Origin of the sequence: Bacteroides intestinalis (assembly GCF_003464595.1) — a bacterium.
Taxonomy (GTDB): domain Bacteria; phylum Bacteroidota; class Bacteroidia; order Bacteroidales; family Bacteroidaceae; genus Bacteroides; species Bacteroides intestinalis_A.
Window position 1 is genome coordinate 63,256 of record NZ_QRZF01000004.1, and the last position, 18,749, is coordinate 82,004.

General features: G+C 45.6%; 8 protein-coding genes and 1 pseudogene. 8 read left to right on the top strand and 1 reads right to left on the bottom strand.

Annotated features, from left to right (window positions below; genetic code table 11):
- Nucleotides 1-171: 171 nt before the first annotated feature.
- Entirely contained in the window at nucleotides 172-2,283 is a 2,112-nt protein-coding gene (locus DWW10_RS07065) for a prolyl oligopeptidase family serine peptidase (protein WP_118221440.1), read from the bottom strand.
- Between the two features lie 527 nt (nucleotides 2,284-2,810).
- On the opposite strand from DWW10_RS07065, the gene DWW10_RS07070 reads away from it, so the two are divergent.
- The 8 genes and pseudogenes from DWW10_RS07070 to DWW10_RS07105 all read left to right on the top strand — a co-directional run bounded on the left by DWW10_RS07070 (nucleotide 2,811) and on the right by DWW10_RS07105 (nucleotide 18,719).
- Entirely contained in the window at nucleotides 2,811-5,279 is a 2,469-nt protein-coding gene (locus DWW10_RS07070; protein WP_118487015.1) for a glycoside hydrolase family 9 protein, read from the top strand.
- A 32-nt stretch (nucleotides 5,280-5,311) separates the two neighbouring features.
- Complete coding sequence (locus DWW10_RS07075) at nucleotides 5,312-6,124, top strand: ThuA domain-containing protein (protein WP_022392661.1); 813 nt, start codon at nucleotides 5,312-5,314, stop codon at nucleotides 6,122-6,124.
- Nucleotides 6,125-6,146: 22 nt separating this feature from the next.
- A pseudogene (locus DWW10_RS26380) lies at nucleotides 6,147-6,428 on the top strand (DUF5009 domain-containing protein); the annotation flags it as partial.
- Nucleotides 6,429-6,504: 76 nt separating this feature from the next.
- Nucleotides 6,505-8,553, top strand: coding sequence for a hypothetical protein (locus tag DWW10_RS07085; protein WP_022392660.1), 2,049 nt, complete (start codon nucleotides 6,505-6,507; stop codon nucleotides 8,551-8,553).
- A 528-nt stretch (nucleotides 8,554-9,081) separates the two neighbouring features.
- Nucleotides 9,082-12,222, top strand: a complete 3,141-nt coding sequence (locus tag DWW10_RS07090) for a SusC/RagA family TonB-linked outer membrane protein (RefSeq protein WP_259320438.1) — start codon at nucleotides 9,082-9,084, stop codon at nucleotides 12,220-12,222.
- An 11-nt stretch (nucleotides 12,223-12,233) separates the two neighbouring features.
- Nucleotides 12,234-14,198, top strand: a complete 1,965-nt coding sequence (locus DWW10_RS07095) for a RagB/SusD family nutrient uptake outer membrane protein (RefSeq protein ID WP_022392658.1) — start codon at nucleotides 12,234-12,236, stop codon at nucleotides 14,196-14,198.
- A 34-nt stretch (nucleotides 14,199-14,232) separates the two neighbouring features.
- Complete coding sequence (locus DWW10_RS07100; protein WP_022392657.1) at nucleotides 14,233-17,010, top strand: SusC/RagA family TonB-linked outer membrane protein; 2,778 nt, start codon at nucleotides 14,233-14,235, stop codon at nucleotides 17,008-17,010.
- A gap of 14 nt (nucleotides 17,011-17,024) precedes the next feature.
- Nucleotides 17,025-18,719, top strand: coding sequence for a RagB/SusD family nutrient uptake outer membrane protein (locus DWW10_RS07105; protein ID WP_022392656.1), 1,695 nt, complete (start codon nucleotides 17,025-17,027; stop codon nucleotides 18,717-18,719).
- The last annotated feature ends 30 nt before the right edge of the window (nucleotides 18,720-18,749 follow it).

Consider the following 18,749-nt stretch of genomic DNA (forward strand, 5'->3'; position numbering starts at 1 on the left):
ATATTACGTTTTAAAAGGTTTATCCTTTCGTGATTTCAAGGTTATTCGAACAAAGTGTCAACGAATAACACTGCAAATATAGGAATTCTTTTGGATTCACCTATACTTTTCAGCATTATTTTGATTAAAGAATGATAAAATGTCAAATAAGTAGTGATTAATCACTAATCACTACTTATCAAACTTCATTCCCATATTATACATGATAAAGGCGTAGGTGTCAGCCTGTTCTTCAAGCACCTTACTCATTGGCTTACCTGCACCATGTCCGGCTTTGCTTTCAATACGGATAAGCGTAGGATTCGTTCCGTCATTACATTCCTGCAGGGTAGCAGCGAATTTAAATGAGTGGGCAGGAACTACACGGTCATCATGATCGGCAGTAATAACCATCGTTGCAGGATATTGGGTACCGGGTTTCAGGTTGTGCAGTGGAGAGTAGCCTTTCAGGTACTCGAACATTTCCTTGCTGTCCTCGCTTGTACCGTAATCGCTTGCCCAGTTCCATCCGATAGTGAACTTATGATAACGCAACATATCCATTACACCTACCTGCGGAATAGCTACACGGAACAGATCAGGACGTTGTGTCATACAGGCTCCTACCAGCAAACCACCATTGGAACCGCCTACTATGGCAATTTTATCTTTATTAGTATATTTATTACCTATAAGATATTCAGCAGCCGAAATAAAATCATCAAATACATTTTGCTTCTGCATCTTAGTACCTGCTATGTGCCAGTCTTCACCATACTCGCCACCCCCACGCAGGTTAACCTGTGCATAGATACCTCCATTTTCTAGGAACGGAATACGGGATGTAGAGAAGCCCGGATTAAGGCTGATATTGAAACCACCGTAACCATAAAGGAACACGGGATTCTTGCCATCCTTCTTGAGATCCTTCTTATAAGTCAGGAACATCGGTATCTTCGTTCCGTCTTTGCTGGGATAGAATACTTGTTCTGTCACAAACTCGTCAGAATTAAAGTCAACCTTCGGAGCACGGAAAATCTCGTAGGTATTCGCATCCATATCATATTTATAAGTAGCACCGGGTATGGTAAATGAAGTAAATCCGAAGAAACATTCCTTATCATCCTTGTCTCCAGTGAAACCTACAGAGCCAAGTGAAGGCAATTCTATTTCCAGTATTTCCTTACCGTCCAGTCCATATACATAGGCATGGTTGGCTGCATCTTTATCATACGTCAGGAACAGTTTTCCACCTATCACACCTGCATCCGAAAGTACATTTTCACTCTCCGGAACCAGTTCCGTCCAGTCTTTCAAGGCAGGCTTATTGATATCTGCTATCATCAGACGGTACTTGGGTGCATCGTAGTTTGTAAACATATAAATCTTATCTCCTATCACTTCCATCGGAGCATAGCTATAATCCATATCCGTAGCCATTGTCACAAACGGAGCATTAGGTTTACGCAGGTCTTTCATATACAAAGCATTTCCGCGCCCGTCACCGCTCTCATACAGAAACAGGACAGTTTCATCCTCATTTACACTGGCAGTATAGAAACGCTTGGGGTATGCAGGATTCTGATAGATCAGTTGATCCTGTGACTGCGGCGTACCCATCTTATGATAATAAATTTTATGATTCTCATTTACGTTAGAAAATTCCTTCCCTTTCACCGGAGCATCATAAGCACTGTAATAGAAGCCATCTCCTTGCCAGGTAGCTCCCGTAAACTTCGCCCATTCGATATGATCATCCAGCAGTTTACCGGTTTCCGTATCCATCACATAGATTTCACGCCAATCCGATCCACTGCGTGATATGGTATATGCTGTATATTTTCCATTATTCGAGAAAGAAATACCCGATAAGGCTACTGTACCATCGTCCGAGAGTTTGTTAGGATCGAGGAATACACGTGGTTCACCATCCAAGCTATCTTGTACATACAGTACGCTTTGGTTCTGCAAACCGTCATTCTTATAGAAGTAATACTTGCCGTGTTTCTTGAATGGTGTACCAATCTTTTCATAATTAGCCACATCCGTCAGTCGCTTCAGCAAAGCATCGCGGAAAGGTATCTTAGACAAATAGTCGTTCGTTACTTTGTTCTGAGCTTCCACCCATGCAGCAGTTGCAGCGGAAGTGTCATTCTCCAGCCAACGATACGGGTCGGGAACTTCCGTTCCAAAATAAACATCTACAGTATCCACCTTCGCGGTTTCAGGATACGTAAGCTTCTGTTGTTGTTGTGCACATGACATCATGATGATACCGGTTGCGAATAAAGTTACTTTTTTCATATTATACATATATAAGAGTATGATTGTTCTCTCTTTCTTAAAATGATTGCAAAAAATATTTCATTAAGTTTAGGCGTTAAAATTACAAAAACAACCAATAGCAAACAAGGATTTTTCCCATTATTATACTTCAAATAGCATTTCCTGTCAGCTTCATTTTTTTTTTAATTGTTTGTTTGTCTTTACAAATGAGAACTTCTATTCATGATTTTCACAATACCTACTCCTTACTTACTCCTTACCTACTCCCTACCTACTCCTTACCTACTCCTAATTATAGGACAAGGAGAAGGTAGGTATCAGGTCAGTCTAAGCCTGGTAGTACATACGTAGAAGTGCTGGTCGCAATTCCCAAAGGAAAGTTTGTCTTTTTACTTTCCAAAGGAGTTTAAATATCATCAACCAAAGTAGATATTCTATCATTTCTTTGCATTTTGATGGCTTTTAAAGGTTTTATGGCTATTATCAAACCTCCTTTTGCCAAATAATCGCTAATCTTGCATCAGAAACCAAAGGTTAACTAAATCATGAGAAAGAAATCATTCATATTATTCCTATTACTCATAAGTCATGTTTCCCTATTCAGTCAAAATGTTCTGACTGGAGACGCCTTACTGGAAAAGCAAATTTATGAAACTGGATTCATTCATGCCCCGCTACCTTTGGACACTTCCCGTTCTTTCGAAGAAAATGCGTTGAAAAAAGAGGTGTTATCCAGTCAACCGCTTACAGAAACAGACAGTACAAACGGATGGACCCATTCCGGAGCAGGCAGTATGGCTTTCTCTAATGAGAAATCCGTATCCGGCAAAGGTAGTATTCGTCTGACTTTTCCAACCGATACAGGAAGAAGAACAGTCGGTTCTCCTTCCGACCCAGACTATGCAACTTATGGAAATAGCGGTATCATCTATCATGTCAATGGGCAAAATTGGGAGAAATATAACAGAATCGTTTTTTCCATCTATCCGGATTGTGATGGTGCACGTGTAGTCAACATGAATCTGACCTTCACAAACGATAATTCTACAGCCAAGGAAGGATACAATCACCCCAGTGGCTCCCACCTCATCAATCTGGTTAATAAAACATGGAATCACTGTTTTCTTGATATAGACGAATATCAACGGGATAAAGTAATGTCTATTCGTTTCGACACAGCTCTAAAAGGGAAAGACCGGACCACAGGTGATTCTGCCATTTATTACATTGACAATATCCAATTACAGCAAATCAAAGCCCCCGGAAAAGTAAGCGGATGGACTCCGGCAGAAGATGCCATCATCTATTCTACAACAGGATATACAACCAACAGTCAGAAAACCGCTCTCGTTCATAGTTTATGGTGTAATCAGCAGACCGCATTCCTACTGATAAACTCTGCCACTAAAGAGGTGGCATATGAAGGTGCATTGCAACGAAAACAAACCACCATCGGAGAATTCGGAGTTATTGACTTCACTGCCTTCAATCAACCGGGAGATTACCAACTGAAAGTAGGTAAAATCCTGACTCCAACATTCCGGATAAACGAAAAGCTATGGGATAATTCCCTTTGGAGAGTATTGAATTTCTTATTCTGCCAACGCTGCGGGCATCCCGTTCCCGGCAAACACGCGGCTTGCCACACGGATTTATTCTCCAAACATGATGGAAAAAGTATTTCTTATTCAGGGGGATGGCATGATGCAGGCGACTTATCACAACAGACGTTACAAACCGGAGACGTGACCTTTGCCCTGCTGGAAGCATACAATCGGCTCAAAACCCAAAATACTCCATTGGCTGCCCGCTTGCTGGAAGAAGCGGAATGGGGAATTGAATTTATTCTGAAAAATCGCTATGGGGACGGATATCGTGCCAGCAGTATGGGATTACTCATCTGGCAGGACGGTATACTGAATACAAAGGATGACATCCATTCTGTACGTGTTCAGAATATGGCATTCGACAACTTCCTGTATGCAGGATACGAAGCATATGCCGCAATGACCATAGACCGGGACCCGATGCTGCAAGAACATTTGTGGAAAATAGCGGAAGAAGACTTTTCTTTTGCCATAGAAAAATTCCGGAAAGATGGTTTCGACTCATTCAAGCAGATGTATGAACATAGTTACAATACCTCCGAGAGCCAATATATGGCAACTATATCTTGGTCTGCCAGCATGCTCTACAAGCTGACGGGAAAGTCTTGTTATGCAGAAACGGCTGCAGAAGCCATCCGGTATGTGCTCGACTGCCAGCGTATGGAACCTTTAAAAGATAAAGATAAGACCCGTGGTTTTTTCTATCGGAATCCATCACGGAAATCCATTGTGCACTATATCCATCAATCGCGTGAACAGATTTACATGCAGGCCATGACGTTGCTTTGCGAAACACAACAACAGCATCCTGATTATCAGAAATGGGTAAATTCCATACAACTCTATGGCAATTATCTGAAAAGTTTAATGAAATATACCCAGCCTTACGGAATGATCCCGAGTGGAGTATATCATGCAGAAGAGTATAAAGATTCTACGAGCTTTTACGCCCTTCACCTCTTTCCGCCATCCAATGCACAAGATCTGTACACAGAGCAAGTGAAACGGGGAGTCAAGCTCGACAAGGAGCATTACCTGAAACGTTTCCCGGTATGGTTCAGCATTTTCAACGGCAATACAGCTATACACCTCTCTACCGGAAAGTCCGCTGCCATTTGCGGCAATTTCCTTAAAGATGAAGAATTGCTCGGTATCGGTCGGGAACAGCTCTACTGGACAGTCGGGAAGAATCCATTCGGTCAATCCCTGATATATGGCGAAGGATACAACTATCCGCAGATGAACAGTTTCTCCTCCGGAGAGATGACCGGCGAAATGCCTGTCGGCATCCGTACATTGGGCAATGATGATATTCCTTACTGGCCGCAGACCAACAACGCATGTTATAAAGAAGTATGGGTAACATCGGCAGGAAAATGGCTATCACTGATTGCTGAATACGAATAAAAAAGTTATTAACTATATAAATTATGAATGCTATGAGAAGTATTAGATTCTATCTTATTCTATTGTTTGCTATCTGTACATTTGCGGTAAACGCTCAGGCTCCCCAAGGGTATCCGGCTAATTATGCCAATGGTCCCCGCTTCAAGGCACTGGTTTACTATACTCAACATGCAGAAGAGGCACACTATCAATTCTCCTTGCAGGCGGTAGAGTTCTTCAAAAAACTGAATTACGGTGACGGTTTTGTACTGGATATCACCATGGATCTGTCTCAATATAGTTACGAACAGCTGAAAGAATATAGCGTAGTGGTTATGCTCGATGGCTATCCCAATACAAAAGCCGAACGCGATGCTTTTGAAAAATACATGGAAAACGGAGGCGGCTGGGTAGGCTTCCATGTAGCCGCCTATAACGACAAGCACACAAATTGGCCTTGGTTTGTAGATTTTCTGGGTGGCGGGGTTTTCTATTGCAATAACTGGCCCCCTCAACCTGTACTGGTTGAAGTTGACAATGAAGAACACCCCGTCACCAGAAATTTACCCACTTCTTTTGTGGCTCCGTCAAGTGAGTGGTATCAATGGAACCCCAGTCCAAGAACCAACAAAAACGTAGAAGTACTTCTTTCCATTTCCCCTAAAAACTATCCGTTGGGCATAAAGGACGTGGTTAACTTCGGTGATTTCCCCATTGTATGGACCAACACCAAGTACAGAATGATCTATCTGAACATGGGTCATGGCGACGAAGAATTCATTGATGCCACACAAAACCTTTTGTTTGTAAACGCCTTCCGTTGGGTAGTCAGCACTGATAAGAAGGGAGACCCGTTCAAGAAATAACAATCTGCAAATACCCGATACTGGCAGTATATCTTATCAATGGTTCTCCATACTGATGGTCATTGGCTTTTTCCTTATATGGAATGTATACCCTCATACCGAAGGTGCTGGGAAATATGTGTTCAGAGGGATGAAAGTCCTTGGCATTATTCTATTAGCATTCCTCGTTATATATAAAGATGTACATGGCTCTCCATTTCAACAAGGTTGGTGGGACATCTTAGGACTGATCCGCTGGACCTATGCCGTATGTGCTGTCATTTATCTGTTTACCCGGGAGAGTCTTTGCAAAAATATACTCTCTCATCATTGTTATAATTGCCGGACTACTGGCTAAGGTTAAAATAAAACTGAAAATATAATCCGAACAATTACAGAATATGAAAAGAAACAAACTCCCCGGAATTATACTCCTTGCATGCTGTACTCTGCTTGCTGGTATGCAAGCAAATGCGAAGGATATAGAAGTTCAAAACGGAAACATCATCCTGGACTTCAGTACAAAAATCGCATCGCAAACTTCTGCCGGAAAATATACCATAAAACGATCTACCGGAAAATTCAGCGAATACCAGACGATTGGTAGCACGTCTTCAACAACATTTACTGATAAAAAAGTCAAAGGGAATCCCCATGATTATTATTATCAGATAACAGACAGGGAAGGTAAACTCCTGGCCTCAATGGCTATGGATACCGAAGTATTCGGCGACTATGTATACATATATAGTGATACGGACCGTAAAGTGGACGTAGGGAATGAGATTAATGCCATTCATGAACAAATGTTCGGCAAGGAGTTCAGTCCCAACCGCTATGCCCTCTTATTCAAAGCCGGTGATTATAAGGAAGCGGGATTACTGAAAGTTCCGTTCTATGTACATCTGGCAGGATTAGGAAAAACACCGTTTGATGTGGAAGTTTCCAATATACACACCCCTCCCCATCTTAGTAATGGAAACGGTACATGTACCTTCTGGCGTTCTACAGAAAACTTGTCCGTTATAGGACCAGCAACCTATGACGAAGAGGAAACTTTCAAATGGGCCGTATCGCAGGCAGCACCTATTCGCCGCATCTACTCGCAGCGCGTTGTGCGTAATCAGTGGGAAAACGGATGGGTAAGCGGCGGATTCACCGCAGACTGCTATTTTGAAGCTGCCGCAGGTTCTAAAAACCAACAACAATGGTACACCCGCAATTCCTTCCTGAATAAAGGACGTGGGGAGTTCGAAGAAATCAAATACAACTACTGTTTCCAGGGCGTTGAACTGGGTTCGGAAGTAGATACAAATACCTATCAGAACAATTGGGACAAGGGAGGTAATGTAACTTTTATCCCCACCACCCCAATCATACGCGAAAAGCCATTCTTGTTTATCGGCGACGACGGAAGATACAAAGTATTCCGTCCGGCACTGAAACACGAACACAAAGGAGTCTCCTACAGCCGCACTGACATGGGCGAAGGTGAAAGTCTGGATTTACTGAATGAATTTTATGTAGTGAAACCGGGTACCTCGGCCGAATACATGAATAAACAACTCGCAGCGGGCAAACATCTGCTTATAACTCCCGGCATGTACGAGCTTTCAGAACCACTCCATGTCACCCGCCCCAACACCATTATATTGGGAATCGGATGGGCGACTCTGATTCCGGGAGAAAAGAATTCCGATACGGCAATTCTGGTAGAAGATGTAGACGGGGTAACGATTGCCTCTCTGATGTTTGATGCGCATTACACTTCCAATACCCTGATTCAGGTTGGTACGGAGAAAACAGCTCAAAGACATATACAAAATCCTATTCTGCTCACCGACCTGTTTTTCCGGATAGGCGGATTCCGTCCGGCAAAGGTACACGTAGACCGTGCAGTAGAACTAAACAGCAATGACGTGATTGGCGACCATTTCTGGATATGGAGGGCAGATCATGGTGTTCGTGGCAGTGTAGGCTGGGAAATCAATACCACCCGAAACGGTCTGGTAGTAAACGGCGACCATGTCACCATTTACGGCTTATTCAACGAGCACTTCCAGGAATATCAGACTTACTGGACAGGAGAACATGGACGAACTTACTTTTATCAATGCGAAACGCCCTATGATGCTCCCTCACAGGAATACTATATGAGCGAAAACGGCACACGCGCCGGATATGCCGCATATAAAGTAGCTGATAACGTGAATACTCACGAAGCTTTTGCCTTCGGCATTTATGATGTACTACATAACGAAATAATGATTGAGAATTCAATAGAAGTACCCGATAAAACCGGTATAAGAATGTATCACATGTGCAACAACACCCTTTCGGGAGGAGGCGCCAAAGGTTTCAACTATATATTGAATGGCATAGGAAAAAGTACCTATAAGACGCACCACGATTACAGGGCATATATAGATGAATTCATAGGAAAACGATAACAGAACAGCAAAGATTCCTCTCTCACTCGCATTGTTGTCATAGCCAATAAACTTTTTGTCAAATCTAACTGACAACTATATATACATATCAGTAGATGCTTTAAAAGGAATGATGTTTTCAGGTGAAAAATGAGGCTGTCTAACAACTAAAAAGTTAGATAGTCTCTTTTTTTTGTAAAATCCTCTTCTATTGCCTATAAAGTTTGTTTAGCCTGCATCATTCATAGTCGGAAATTAGAAGGAGTTATCGGGAGTTATCAGCCTACAAGTCGGTTCTAACTCCTTGAAATAGAAGAGGTGTGACTATGAATTATATAGGTTAGGCGGTATGTTTTTGGGGGAATGATGTATTTTGTACTTTCCTTGATAGCTTTTAAACCTATGCGACATTAAAATGCAAATATAAGCGTTTTTTTAAACCTCAAATGTCATTTTTTCACCCACCATTGGAAAGAAATCTACATACATTTGTGAAAATTCTAACACTAATGATTTTAACACTTAATGATTTTATTTAATTTTAATGCTATGGGAAAGTTATGCAGATTACATCTCCTTTTGTTGGCTTTGTTGCTACCGGGAGTGTCCTTCGCACAAAATCTTTTTAAAGTGCAAGGTTGTGTTACTGACGAGCAGAACGAGCCACTTATCGGGGCTACCGTGCAGACTATAGACAAGTCGAAAGGCACGATAACAGATAGCAGTGGCAACTATGTTTTGTCGGGAGTTCCCAAGGGTTCAACCTTGGTGTTTTCGTATGTCGGCTACAAGTCAAAAGAAGCAAAGGCAACATCGACTTCTCTTAATGTTGTTTTGGAATCGGATGATGAGATGCTCGATGAAGTGGTTGTCATCGGCTATGGCCAGCAACGTAAGGTGACGCTGACGGGTTCTGTCTCCAACGTGGGTGGTAAGGAACTTCTCAAATCGCCAGCCGCATCGCTTGGTAACACCCTTTCGGGTAAACTCCCAGGTCTCCAGTCGGTGCAGTACACCGGTGTTCCTGGTGCCGATGACCCTGTCATCCGCATCCGTGGTGTCGGTTCGTTCAACAGCGCCGAACCTCTTGTGCTTGTCGATGGTGTCGAGCGTGAGTTCAGCCAAATAGACCCGAACGAGGTGCAGGACATTTCTATTCTTAAGGATGCTTCCGCTACGGCCGTCTTTGGTGTACGTGGTGCCAACGGCGTTATTCTCGTTACAACTCGTCGCGGCGAGATAGGCAAGCCCACCATCACACTGACAGCTTCAGTAGGTCTTCAGCAGATTTCTAAATTCCTTGAGCCGGCAAACTCCTACGAGTATGCAACGGCTTACAATCATGCTCAGGAAGTGGAAGGAGTAGCCGAGGACGGATGGAAGTTCTCGAAGGAAGCTATACAGCACTGGAAGGACATGGATATGCCCACCGTTTATCCAAGCACCAACTGGTTCAAGTACTTGATGGACGACCATGCATGGCAGGAACAATATAATATTAATGTATCGGGTGGTACTGAACGTGCCCGCTATTTCGTTTCTGTCGGCATGCTCAATCAGGACGGTCTTTTCAAAACCTTCGACCAAGGTGATGACGCAAACTTCAAATACCGCCGTTACAACTTCCGTGCCAACCTCGATGTAGATTTCTCTAAGCTGAGTACGCTTTCTATCGGCATCGGTGGACGCATTGGCAGACGAAACTCTATCGGTAATGGTGAGTATAACGGTCAGTCAGGTGTTTTTGGTGTTGAGGGCCTTCTCAACAATGGTACACCAATGTCAGGCTACGGGCTTGATAGTGAGGGACGTCGTATTATTTCCGATCCTAATCTCGTTGGCGCAGTTGGCTCCGATGGTCTCGGCCTTATCTACGAGCAGGGCTATACTACTCAGCGTCAGAGTGTTGTAAACCTCGATCTTCAGTACAAGCTCAAGCTCGACTTTATCACCAAGGGGCTTGATTTCCGTATCAAGGGTTCTTACAACTCTGACTATACACAGCAGAAAGCGCGTACTACCGGCGGTGGTATCAGCTACAAGGCCACCATCGCTAAGGGTGAATACGAGGAAGACGGTTCTCCAAAGATTGTTTATGTCCGTCAGGGTGACTCATGGCCTCTTGGCTATGAGGAGTCCAAATGGGGCGGTAGAAACTGGTATGCAGAGGCGAGCCTCAACTATACCCGCAAGTTCGGTGACCACAATTTCGGTGCGCTCGTTCTTTATAATGAATCTAAAAACTACTATCCTGGTGGCGTCTACAATTCTATCCCCCGTGGTTATGTAGGTATGGTAGGCCGTATCACCTACGACTACCAGACTAAGTATATGGTAGACCTCAACATGGGCTATAACGGCTCAGAGAATTTCGCAAAAGGTAAGCGCTTTGGCTTTTTCCCTTCTGCTTCTCTCGGCTGGATAATCTCTTCTGAAAAATTCTGGGAGCCTATCCGTAATGTTGTTTCCTATTTCAAACTTCGCGGTTCTATCGGTAAGGTAGGTAATGACCAGGGTGTCGGGCGTTTCCTCTATCTGCCTGGCACATGGCAGTTTTACACCAACGACAATGGTAAAGGTGGTGCATGGTGGACCAACGACCGTACAGGTAACTTCGGTACCAACAACGGTGTGTTCATGCCTGGCGCACGCGAATCCAGCAACGGTAACCCCGATGTTACTTGGGAAACAGCCACCAAGCAGAACTATGGTGCCGATGTACACTTCTTTGGATCTCGCTTGAGTCTCGGTGTCGACTTCTTCTGGGAAGATCGCAAGAACATCCTCATTTCCAACGAAACAACCATCGCAGGTATTTCCGCTCTCAAACCCAACTCCATCAACTTCGGCCGTGTCAAGAACCATGGTTATGAAATTACCCTACGCTGGGCCGACCAGATAGGTAAAGTAAACTACTCGATAGCTCCTACATTCGCTTTCGCACGCAACAAGGTTGTGGAAATGGCAGAAGTGAAGAAAGAATTCCCACACATGTACCACACCGGTCATCCTGTAGGTCAGCCTTTCGGCTACGACTTCTTTGAGTTCTATGTTCCTGGTGAAACCGAACAGCGCTACAAGGAAGTTTACGGTGTTGACATGCCAGACCAGCAGATTACATTGCGTCCTGGTGACAGCGTATTCGTTGACCTCACAGGTGATGGTAAGGTGGATGCTAACGATGTACATGCTATCGGCTACAGCGATATTCCTGAGTATACTGGTAGCATAAACGCAACGCTCAACTGGAAAGGTCTCGACTTCTCCATGACTTGGGTAGGTGCCACCCACGTTAACCGTCAGCTCAGTTCTTTCTATACTCCAGCCTTCGGTACTGGTAACCAGTCAATGCTCAACAAATGGGTCTATGACAATTCTTGGACCGAGAATAACTCCGGTGCCAGCCTGCCACGTATCTCTCTTGAGAAATCGGCACGCGAGCATAACGGTTCACTTTCAGACCCATGGATGGTCGATGCATCGTATATCCGTCTGAAGAACCTTGAGATTGGTTATTCGTTCCGTATACCCGGTGTGCCCATCAACAACATCCGTGTTTATGCCAATGGTTATAACCTCCTTACTTTCACAAGCTTCAAGGCCAATGACCCAGAGGCACAAGCAGGCTATGGTAGCACACGTTATCCTATGACTCGTGTTTACAACTTCGGTATCAACTTAAACTTCTAACATTCAAGACTATGAATCTTATAGAAAAAATAAAAACTGCTACTATTATATGTGTAGCCGGTGCCATGATAGGGATGGGATCGCTGAGCTCTTGTGTCGATGATATCAACATCGGAAATGGCTTCCTCGACAAGCAGCCAGGTGTCGATGTGACCGTAGACTCCATCTTTGTCAAGGGAGAGAATGCAAAACGTTTCCTCTGGCACATGTACGGTGCCATGCACAACCCTTTCACCTATACAGGTGCAGTATGGTATTCCCACCCCGATGCCCTTACCGATATTTGCCAGTCGTACTGCGGATGGCACAATCTCGGAAAGTACTACGGTGGTGACCTTACCGAGACCGATCAGGATAACGGCGGTCTCGTCAAGTTCCCCTTCATCGCCAACGGTGACGGCAATGGTCGTGCAGGCATCTGGCGTACCATCCGTGAGGGTTGGATTTTCATCGAGAACATCGATCGAGTTCCCGACTTGAGCGAATCAGAGAAGAGCCAGCTCCGTGGTGAGGTATATGTCATCATGGCATCGCGCTATCTCGATGCTTTCCGCAACTTCGGAGGTCTTCCAAAAGTTGACCGCTCATTCATGGCTACTGATGTTGTAGATGGCAAGCGCATGAGCGTAATCGAGACAGCAGAGTTCATCGACGGACTTATTCAGGGCGCCATCAACGAACCGGGTCTTCCTTTCTTTGTGCAGGATCAGGCCACCAACTCTGGACGTCTGACCAAAGGCTCAGCCTATGGTCTGCGTGTAAGGCTGTGGAACTTCGTGGCTTCACCTCTGTTTAACAGTGACAAACCTTATCTTGAATTCACTCGCAACGAGGAGAATCAGGACCTCAACCAGGTATGGGTTGGCGGTTACAAGCCCGAACTTTGGCAGAAAGCGCTGAAGGCTTGTGAGGATTTCTTCCAAGCCAATAGCGCCAACGGCAACTATTTCGCCCTTGTACAGCCCACCGGTAACAGTGAGCAAGACTATTGCAACGCTTTCCGTACCGCCTACTGGTTCCGTGGCAACAGCGAGAAGGTGATTGAAGTTCATGCCGGTCTAGGTACAAACGCTTGGAATGGTGACTGGAATGTAGAAGGTATGGATGAGTTCGGTATGGCTCTCTTCACCCTCGAATATATGGAAATGTTTGGTATGGCAGACGGTCGTAACTTCCCTTACGACAATGTGTTCAATACCGATAACCCCAACAACGTAGACATCTTTGTCAATCGCGATCCACGTCTCTACGAGACAATGGTGGTGAATCGCAACAATCTTGTCGAGCAATATCAGGGGCTTTCGAGTACCGAGCTGTGGCAAGGTGGCAATGTAGACCAGACCTTCAATCCTGCTGTTACCGACAATCCATGGTCTACCCGTATGAAACTGTTCAAGTATCTCCGCGATAACGGCTATGCAGCATACCATCCGACCAACTTTGCTTATCTGCGTATGGCTGACATTCACCTTTGCTATGCTGAGGCACTCGCACAGACAGGCAATCTGCCGAAAGCCTGCGATGAAATGAATAAGGTGCGCGCACGCGTAGGTCTTGGCAAGATAGAGGTAATGAACCCGGGGCTCAACCTAACCAGCAACAAGGACAACTTCATTGAGCAACTCCTTAAGGAACGTGCCTGTGAATTCGGTTATGAAGACTCCCGCTGGTATGACCTCATCCGCTACAAGAGATCCGACATATTCAAGAAACAGGTACACCAGTTGCGTGTATGGCGCAAGGATGCCAACGGCAACAAGATGAATCCTGCCGACTACAATGACGACACGAGTCTCGAACCCGGTGAACCCTGGCCGAACTGTATCTATGAGAAGATACCTTGTACCAACAATACCCGCGTATGGTGGAATACTGAAAACCAGACGAGCAAGTGGACCGACAAATGGTATCTCGCGCCTATTTCACGTGATGAGATCAACAAGGGCTATGGTCTGAACCAGAACCCCGGTTGGTAATCCAGATTTTAAAAATCAATAAGACTTATAAAATATGAATATAAATAGAATGTTGATGCTTGCGACTACCGTTGTCTCTCTTACGGCAAATGCGCAGGTAAAACTCAGCGATAAGAATGCAAATGCCTATGATTTGGGTTACGGCGTGGAAATAAGCAATTTCCTCAGCACTGCTTCCGCAACCACAATCACAGGTGAAGAATTGCAGCAGACTTCGGCAACGAACCTTGCCCAAGCCCTCTATGGACGTCTACCAGGCCTCACGGCTCTATCGCAAGGCGGCTTCTCGGGCGACGAAAATAAGGGTGCCTCGTTTAATATTCGTGGCTATCACACACTTAACGATAAAAGCATTCTCATCCTCGTCGATGGCTACGAGCGTCCCATCGACCGCCTCAGTGTAGAGGAAGTGGAGAGCGTTACTATCCTCAAGGATGCTGCTGCTACGGCACTTCTTGGTCATGAGGGTATCAATGGTGCTATACTTGTGAAGACAAAACGTGGCGTTGAAGGCAAGACACACGTCAAGGTGAACTACAGCCATAAGTTCCAGTTCGACCCTGAATTCGCAGACATGGTAGATGGTTACGGATATGCCAATGCTTTCAACCGTGCTCGTCACAACGACGGACTCTCTGCCGCATACACCGAGCAGGAGCTTAACCTCTTCAAAGACGGTTCTGATCCGTACTTCTACCCTAACGTGAACTGGCGCGACCTTACTTTCAAGAACAGTGCCGAGGAAGACCATGCATACGTTTCGGTGTACGGAGGTACGAACAAGGTGAAATACTACACCCATATTGATTATACCGATGTACGCGGTGCTTTCAAGGACACCAAGCAGCCAGACTACAATACGCAGTTGCGCCAGTCGAAGGCCAATATCCGTGCCAACCTCGACTTCAACATCACCAACACAACTCTCATGTCGGTGAACCTCTTCGGTATGTTCCAAGAGACCAAGCGCCCCTCCGACATCGGCGCTGATGATGCTACAGCTGCTATCTACAACCTGCCGGCAAGTGCTTTCCCCTACAAGACCTCAACAGGTATCTGGGGAGGTAACGAGGCATACGGTGATGCCAACCCCATTGCCAAGATTCAGGAGTCTGGTTTCTACAAGACCCATCAACGTCAGCTATGGGTAGATGCCAAGCTGTCTCAAAAACTCGATTTCTTGCTCAATGGTCTGAACGTATTTGTCAGTGCCGGCTATGCCAATTCGTCGATTTACGCGGAAAATTCACACAAGGCACACCAGTATGGCTACGAGCGCTACACCGGCACCATTGGCGACAAGAACAACGTAGCTCTGAACACATTCGGTAACAAAGAGACCAACCTCACCTTCAACAACTGGAATGCCGGTCAGTGGTGGAAAGCAAAGGCCAGTGTAGGTATCAATTACAAACGTTCGTTCTTCGACAACGACCACTTCAATGCTACCGTTGTTTACGACAATAGTGGTGTTAGCACTGATGGACGTGGAAACACCTTCTATCGTCAGAACATCATGGGAGTCTTCCACTACGATTTTCAGAACCGCTACGTTGCCGACCTTGTGCTTGCAGGTAACGGAGCCAGCCGTACCTATCCTTCTAAGTGGGCATTCTCACCCACACTGTCGCTCGGCTGGATTTACGCTGACAACAACGATGATCTGCTCAACTACGGTAAACTGCGTGCATCGGCTGGTATCCAGCATACCGACTATATGCCTACCTATGGCATGTGGCTTCCCACATGGGATGTTTCGCACGGTTATGTGATTATTGGCAACAACTACGATGCTAAATGGGGCGCATCGCTTGGCTCCTTCCCAACTACCGATTTCTCGCAGGAGACATCTACGAGCTTCAACCTTGGTACTGACCTTCGTCTGGCAAATGCTCTTGATATCTCAGTTGATGCTTTCTACCAGCTTCGCAGCCATATCATGCTCTCTGCAAGCTCCGAGAATTCATCGGTGGCTGGTATACAGTCGTCATACAACGATGTTGGCGAAGTTAAGAGTTACGGTTTTGAGGTAAGTGCCAAGTATGTGAAGAAAATCACTTCCGACCTCAATCTCAACTTGGGTGCCAACTTGTCGTGGGCACGCAATGAGGTGAGCAAGTATATCGGCATACCGACCTATCCGCTGAGCGACCCTGTAGGCCACCGTGTAAACGAGGCATGGGGACTCAAGTCGGCAGGCTTTTTCAAGGATCAGGCCGACATCAACTCCAGCTACCGTCAGGAATACTCTACCGTAAGCCCTGGTGACATCAAATACCAAGACCTCAACGGTGACCAGATAATCAACGAGTTCGATGTTACCAGTCTCAATGGTGCTACTGACATCCCTGAGCTCAACTACGCCTTCAATGTCGGTGTAGAATATAAAGGTTTCGGTCTAAACGCATGGTTCCAGGGCACTGGCAACTACATGAAGTATCTTCCGTCAGCAATATGGGGTGGCATGGCCGACAACGGCAACCTTTCAGTGGACTACTACAATAATTGCTGGGATGTGGCTGGCAGCAACGCCCTCTACCCGCGTCTGACCACTCTAAACAACAGCAACAACAGCCAGAAAAGCAACGTATGGTACAAGCCTGTTCACTTCTTGAAGATGCGCAACATCGAGGTTTACTATAAAGTGCCTGCAACGGTGCTCTCGAAACTCTCTCTTACCGCAGCCAAGGTGTTTATTCAGGGTGAGAACCTTCTTTCCTTCGACAACATCGACGCTATGGATGCTGAGGTACTTTCGACAGCATATCCCATGTTCAAGGGTGTTAACATAGGTGTCACATTAACTTTCTAATAAAAGATACATTTATGAACAAGATAACATATGCTCTTTTAGGTATGGCGGCAGTAGTCTTTGTAGGCTGTGCCGACCTAGATTACAACGAAGCTTCGAATCGTGACGAGGACTGGACCTACAACAGCCCCCTCAATGGTGTCAAGGCTCTTGTATACGATGTCTACGCACAAATGCCGAGCGAATTCAAGGACGATTCCTACGGTAATGGCGCCCTGATAGCCAGTGCTACAGACGAGTCTGAGTTTGCACTTTCCTTCTCACCCATCCACAAGTATTTCAACGGTGGTTGGACTCCTTCGAATCCTTTTTCCACCACATGGGATAGGTCATACCGTGCCATCACTCAGGTACACATGTACCTTGAGCGCATCCACAAGATAGACTTGTCAGATTATAAATATGATCCCGACTACCAGACCATGGTGCAGCAGTTTGAGATATTCCCTTACGAGTTGCGTTTCCTCCGTACCTATTTCTACTTCGAGTTGGTACGTGCCTACGGCGATGTGCCTTTGGTGACCACAACCCTCACCAATGAGCAGGCCAACAGCGTGGAACGCACTCCAGCCAAGGATGTGTTCAAGTTCATCATCAACGAATTGGATGCCGTGGCTGAATATCTGCCCGTGTCGTATAATGACATTCCTGGTCAGGAAATTGGTCGTGCCACCCGTGGTGCTGCTCTTGCACTGAAGGCACGCGTACTTCTTTATCAGGCTTCACCCTTGTTTAATACAGAGAACAACAAGGAGCTTTGGAAAGAGGCCGCTGCTGCCAGCAAGGTCATCATCGATAATGCACAGCGCTGGGGCTACAAACTCAGCGAGTATGCCAAACTATGGGGGCACGATACATTCACCAATTCTGAATTTATCTTCGTTCTTGGCACCCAGGCAAGCAACACCTTCGAGCAGTACAATTATCCTGTGGGTGTGGAGAACGGAAACTCCGGCAACTGCCCTACACAGGCACTGGTGGACGCATACGAATATCAGGCCGATGGCAAGACATTCAAGGAGAAACATCCTGGAGATGTTGATGTGACTACTGAGAATCCATACGATGGTCTTGACCCACGTTTCGAACTCACTGTAGTGAAGAACGGCGATCTCTGGCCATCTAACACAACTCAGCAGATTGCCATTGAGACGTATCAGAGCGGCTTCAACGGTGCTCCTAAGTACGGCGCAACTCCCACGGGCTACTACTTAAAGAAGTTTGTGGACGGCAACTGTGTCACCACAGCCAACAACCAGACTACAACACGCCACAACTGGATTGTGATGCGTCTGGCCGAGGTTTACCTCAACTATGCAGAGGCTATGTACAACTACTACGGCAATGCTGACGAACAGGGCGATTTTGGCATGTCAGCCAACGAGGCTATCAATGTGCTTCGTAACCGTCCTGACATCATGATGCCTGAATTCCAAGGAAACAATGGTTTCGAAGAGCGCTACATGCGTGAGCGTATGGTAGAGCTTGCTTTCGAAGGTCAGCGCTTCTGGGATGTACGTCGCTGGAAGAAGGGGGCCGAGTTCTTCAAGAATGTTGATGTGGCAGACTTCAAACTAAATGGAAACGGCAACTTGATTCTCAATCGAGTTACTAAGACTCGCCAGTGGGACGAGAAGTACAACCTGTATCCGATTCCGCAGTCTGAAATTCAGAAGAACGGCAATCTGAAGCAGAACCCCAATTGGTAAAACTGATTCAATGAAATTTCAAACGAATAA